This window comes from Mesorhizobium sp. M7A.F.Ca.CA.004.06.1.1 (genome assembly GCF_003999135.1).
Classification (GTDB): domain Bacteria; phylum Pseudomonadota; class Alphaproteobacteria; order Rhizobiales; family Rhizobiaceae; genus Mesorhizobium.
Genome location: NZ_RZPQ01000422.1, coordinates 1 through 5132, shown reverse-complemented (window position 1 = coordinate 5132; position 5132 = coordinate 1). Strand labels below are relative to the sequence as shown.

At 64.8% G+C, this 5132-nt stretch carries 6 protein-coding genes; all 6 read left to right on the top strand.

Annotated elements, in window-relative coordinates:
* Positions 1 to 330, top strand: a 330-nt coding sequence (locus EN906_RS22350) for an SRPBCC family protein (RefSeq protein WP_164777287.1), incomplete at its 5' end; no start/stop codon positions are given.
* Positions 331 to 343: 13 nt separating this feature from the next.
* Positions 344 to 1138, top strand: coding sequence for an FAD binding domain-containing protein (locus tag EN906_RS22345; RefSeq protein WP_127375376.1), 795 nt, complete (start codon positions 344 to 346; stop codon positions 1136 to 1138).
* 58 nt (positions 1139 to 1196) lie between these two features.
* On the top strand, positions 1197 to 1679 hold the full coding sequence (locus EN906_RS22340) for a (2Fe-2S)-binding protein (RefSeq protein WP_127266794.1): 483 nt from the start codon (positions 1197 to 1199) through the stop codon (positions 1677 to 1679).
* Between the two features lie 13 nt (positions 1680 to 1692).
* On the top strand, positions 1693 to 3060 hold the full coding sequence (locus EN906_RS38840; protein ID WP_127266795.1) for a xanthine dehydrogenase family protein molybdopterin-binding subunit: 1368 nt from the start codon (positions 1693 to 1695) through the stop codon (positions 3058 to 3060).
* 1 nt (position 3061) lies between these two features.
* Positions 3062 to 4066, top strand: coding sequence for a molybdopterin cofactor-binding domain-containing protein (locus EN906_RS38835; protein ID WP_023756899.1), 1005 nt, complete (start codon positions 3062 to 3064; stop codon positions 4064 to 4066).
* 8 nt (positions 4067 to 4074) lie between these two features.
* A complete protein-coding gene (locus EN906_RS22325) occupies positions 4075 to 4956 on the top strand; it encodes a MoxR family ATPase (RefSeq protein WP_127266796.1) in 882 nt (293 codons plus the stop codon).
* Positions 4957 to 5132 lie beyond the last annotated feature (176 nt).

The following is a 5132-nucleotide window of genomic DNA, read 5'->3' as shown; positions in this document are numbered from 1 at the left end:
ATTGAAGACGGCAAGGATGCCACCATGATCGGCTGCGTGCGCAATTTCCAGCTCGCCAGCGGCGCCCGCCTGCGCGAAAAGTTGCTCGACTTCTCCGATCAGAATTTCCTGGTCAGCTACTCCATCCTCGAGACGCCGCAACCGCTGACCAATCACAAGGCGACCCTGCAGCTGCGGCGTGTGACCGATGGCGACCGCACCTACGCCGAATGGACCGCCAGCTTCGACGCCGCGCCCGAGGAGGCAGACAAGCTGGCCGAGGGCATGGGCGCGAATGTCTTTCAGGGCGGCTTCAACGCCCTGAAAAGCCATTTCGCCGGCCAGAGCTGACAGGAGCCAAACCATGGCGCTGGCACTGCAGACCTTTGCAACGGTGAAAGACGCGAACGCGGCACTGAAAGCCCAGGGCACACGCTATCTCGGCGGCGGCACGCTGGTCGTCCGCGCGGCCAATGAAGGCGATGTTTCGGTTTCCGGCCTTGTCAGGTCGACCGAGCCGTCTTTGTCCACCATCGCTGTTGCCGGCGGCAAAGTCCGCATCGGCGCTTCGGTGACGATGGCGGCGATCGCCAGTCATCCGGAGCTCGGCACGCTCGCCAAGGCCGCTCGCGCCGTCGGCGGCCCGGCCATCCGCAACATGGCGACCATCGGCGGCAATCTTTTTGCCCCGGCCCCCTATGGCGATTTCGCCGTTGCCCTGCTGGCGCTCGATGCGACGGTCGGCACCGATGACGGGCAAACGCCGATCGAGACTTTTCTGGCCAATCGGGACGGCAGCCGCGCCGTCGTCACTTCCGTGAGCTTCACGCTTCCGAAGGCCGACAGTTTCCGCTTCCTGAAAGTGTCGAGGGTCAAGCCCAAGGGCGTCTCTGTGCTCAGCATAGCCGCCGTTCTGGAACTGTCGTCGGATGGCACCGTGACCTCGGCGCGGATCGCGCTCGGCTGCATGGCGGATCGGCCAATGCGCGCCAGGGCGGCGGAAAAAGCGCTGATCGGCCGAACGCTGACCGCTGACGGCATCGCGCCGGCCTTGGCCGCGGCCGGCGATGGCATCTCGCCCATCACCGCCCCGATCGCCAGCGCCTGGTATCGCGCCGAAGTCCTGCCGGTTCATCTCGGCCGGTTGCTGCTCGCTTAATATTCGTTCGGGGGCGCGCGTCTGTCCGCTGGTTGGGCAGGCGCGCTGGGAGGAAAACATGGCAAAGGTTCCGGTTCAATTCACGCTCAACGGCTCGGAAAAGGCCGAATTCATCGACAGCGGCACGACGCTGCTCCAGGCGCTGCGCGACAAGATCGGCGACACCTCGCCGAAAGGCGGCTGCCATCAAGGCACCTGCGGCGCCTGTTCGGTCATCATAGACGGCGAACTCAGGCTCTCCTGCCTGACGCTGGCCGAAACCTGCAATGGGGCGGCCATCAGCACGACTTCAGGGCTTTCGGAAAGCGGCGTGCTGCACCCGCTGCAGCGCGCCTTCCTCGACACCTTCGCCACGCAATGCGGCTTCTGCACGCCGGGCATGATCATGGCGGCCAAGGTGCTGCTCGATCATACGCCCAACCCCAGCCGCGACGAGGTGGTCGAGGCGCTATCGGGCAACATCTGCCGTTGCACCGGCTACGAACCGATCATCAAGGCGGTGCTGACTGCCGCCCGCGCCAATTCGCAGAACGCGGCCTGAGGGGTCCAAAAGAATGGAACTGCGCAAGAACTACTTCGCCGATGTCCGCAAAGATGATCTGCACGAGATCGGCCAACCTCGGCCGCGCTCCGATTCACCCGGCCATGTCACCGGCAAGACCGCCTTTTTCGCCGACCGCAATTTCCCCGGCATGCTGCACCTGAAGATGGTGCGCAGCCCGCATCACCATGCCCGCATCCGCTCGATCGACACGTCGGAAGCGGAAAAGCATCCGGGTGTGGTGAAAATTCTGACCGCCAAGGACGTGCCGCACAATGTCTACACCATCCTGATCCTGATCCAGGTCGGGCCGGAGGACGAGACCGTACTGGCCGACGGCAAGGTGCGCTGGAAGGGCGAGGCCGTAGTGGCGGTGCTGGCCGAAACCGAGCGTGCCGCGCAAGAGGCCGCAGCCAAGGTCAAGGTCGACTATGAGGTGCTGCCGGCCGTCTTCGATATGGAAGAGGCGCTGAAGCCCGGCGCACCGCTGGTCAACGAATATCACGGCCAGAATTATTATCTCTACGACAGCGGCGAGTGCCGCAAGGTGCGCTTCGGCGATGTCGAGGCGGGCTTCGCCGGCGCCGACCACATATTGGAGGAGAGCTACCAGTCCTCGCCGATCGAACATGCGCCGACCGAGACCACCGGCTGCGTGGTGGCACCCGAGGGCAATGACCGCTTCACCTGCTACACCAACACGCAGGCGATGTTCTTCACGCTCGACAACACCTCGATCATCCTGCAGATGCCCGGCAGCAAATTGCATTTCGTCGGCGGCACCGTCGGCGGCGGTTTTGGCGGCAAAGTCGACGTCATCGTCGAGCCGATCGCCATCCTCGGCGCAAAATTAACCGGACGACCAGTCTGTTTTATCTACAGCCGCGAGGAGGAGATGCAGATATCGTCGCCACGCGCGGCCGAAAAGGTCGTCATCAAGGACGGCGTCATGAAGGACGGCCGCATCGTCGCGCGCAAGGTCACTGGCTACACCGATGCCGGCGCCTATTCGCGCCACTCGCCCTATGGCGCGCAGAAGGGCGCGGGGCACTATCCCGGCCCCTACACTATCCCGAACGTCTGGATCGACACCTACTGCGTCTACACCAACCGCACGCCCTCCTCCGCCATGCGCGGCTTCGGCGTCACCATCGGCGATTTCGCGCTGGAGGTGCAGATGGACAAGCTGGCGCGGCTGATCGGCATGGACCCGCTCGAATTCCGCTTCATCAACGCCTATCGCGACGGCGATATGAAAGCGCACCGCCAGCCGACCGAGGGCGCGGCGCTGATCGAATGCATGCAGGAAGCCTCGCGCGCCGCCAACTGGCCGGTGGCGGAGAAATACATGGCGATGTCATCCTACGTGAAGGGAGCTTGAGATGGCGATCAGGCGTGGACGCGGCGTTGCCGCGATCAACTATCCCACCGGCATGAACCTCGGCGGCGACCCGACGCAGGCGCTGGTGCATTCGACGCCGACCGGCAATTTCATGGTGACGCTGTCATCGGTCGATCTCGGCCAGGGCATGAAGCAGATCATGGCGCAGATCTGCGCCGAGACGATCGGCGTGCCGACCGACCGTGTCGTCGTCGACACCGCCGACACCGACACCGGCCCGCACTGCATGGGCACCTTCGCCTCGCGCGGCACACACCGCGCCGGCAACGCCGTCATCCAGGCGGCAAGGGAAGCCCGCCAGGTGATGCTGGAAGTGGCGGCCGAGGAGTTGGAGGTGAATGCATCCGACCTCGAGACCGACGGCCAGGGCAACATACTGGTCAAGGGCGCGCCGCAAAAGTCGATCTCGATCTTCGATGTCGCGCTGTCGGCGCATTTCAAGCGCGGCCGCTCGATCTCGGGCCGCGGCATGTTCCTGATCCCGCGCTCTTATCCCGAGAAAGAAACCGGCGCGATGAAGCCGTCGACCTGCTACGCGCATGCCTGCACCGTGGCCGAGGTCGAGGTCGACGACGAAACCGGCGAGGTCACCGTACTGACGGTGAAGAACGTCTTCGAGATCGGCCGCGCGCTGAACCCGAAAATGGTCGAACAGCAGCTGGTCGGCGGTTCGTGGATGGGCATCAGCCATGCGCTCTACGAGACGACCGAGCCCTATTATCCCAACCGCGATCATGGCGGCACCGACTTCAACCAGTATCTGATGCCGGGTCCCGGCGACCTCGCCGAGACCGAGATCATCGTGCTGGAGCGGCCATCGGCGGACGGACCATACGGCGCCAAAGGGCCGGGCGAAATGTGCGCCAACCCACAGATCCCGGCGGTCGCCAATGCCGTCTTCGACGCCGTCGGCGTGCGCATCGACACGCTGCCGATCACGCCGGAGCGCATCCTGCGCGCGCTGAAGGCGCAAGCGGCGAACTGAGGGCCGAAATGACCGGGACAAGCGCCGAGACATCAGCGACCTCGCCGGAGGCGGTGGCGCAGCATCTGGCCGCCTCGCGCTATCTGGCCGATGAAAGCCTTTCGACCGCCATCTTCCTGGCAATCCGGCTGGGCAAGCCGCTGCTGCTCGAAGGCGCGCCGGGCGTCGGCAAGACGGAAGCGGCCAAAGCGATCGCCGAGCTGCTCGGCCGCGATCTGGTGCGGCTGCAATGTTATGAAGGCATCGACGCCGCGCACGCGCTCTACGAATGGAACTACCAGCGCCAATTGCTTGCCATCCGCCATGCCGGCGAGCATGAGATCGACATCTATGAAGACCGTTTCCTGATCGCCCGGCCGCTGCTGCAGGTGCTGAAGGCGCCGGAACAACGCGTGCTGCTGGTCGACGAGATCGATCGTTCCGACCACGAATTTGAAGCGCTGCTTTTGGAATTCCTGTCCGATTTCCAGATCAGCATTCCCGAGCGCGGCACCATCCGCGCCACGGCGCAGCCGATCGTCATCCTGACCTCGAACCGCACCCGCGAGCTCGCCGAAGCGCTGCGCCGCCGATGCGTCTATCATTGGATTGGCTATCCCGACGCCGAGCGCGAGGCCGCCATCATCATGCTGCGCGCCGGCAATGTGGCTGAAGCAACGGCGCGCGCCGTGGCGACAGCCGTGCAGACCATTCGCGCTCGGCCGCTGGCCAAGCCGCCCGGCATCGCCGAGGCCGTCGAATGGGCCAACGCGGCGACCATCCTGGAGAGAGGCGGCAGCCCGTGGCCGGAAGCCTTCCGCCGCGCCATCGGCGTGCTGATCAAGGACGAGGAAGACCTTTCCTACATCGCACCGGAGCTTGGCCGGATCGTCGAGGAGGCGCTGGCGTGACGCGGGAGGTCATTTTGCAATGCTGGCGGGAGAGCGCCCCCCTCTGCCCTGCCGGGCATCTCCCCCTCAAGGGGGGAGATCGGATGTCATCCCCGCTTTCGCTAATCGCTCACGTCGCCGAACAGAGCGAAGCGTCGAACCTGCCAATCTCCCCCCTTGAGGGGGAGATGCCCGGC

Bases quoted from the DNA above. Each gene is read 5' to 3' on its own strand.
- EN906_RS22345 (WP_127375376.1), top strand. From the start codon at position 344: ATGGCGCTGGCACTGCAGACCTTTGCAACGGTGAAAGACGCGAACGCG.
- EN906_RS22340 (WP_127266794.1), top strand. From the start codon at position 1,197: ATGGCAAAGGTTCCGGTTCAATTCACGCTCAACGGCTCGGAAAAGGCC.
- EN906_RS38840 (WP_127266795.1), top strand. From the start codon at position 1,693: ATGGAACTGCGCAAGAACTACTTCGCCGATGTCCGCAAAGATGATCTG.
- EN906_RS38835 (WP_023756899.1), top strand. From the start codon at position 3,062: ATGGCGATCAGGCGTGGACGCGGCGTTGCCGCGATCAACTATCCCACC.
- EN906_RS22325 (WP_127266796.1), top strand. From the start codon at position 4,075: ATGACCGGGACAAGCGCCGAGACATCAGCGACCTCGCCGGAGGCGGTG.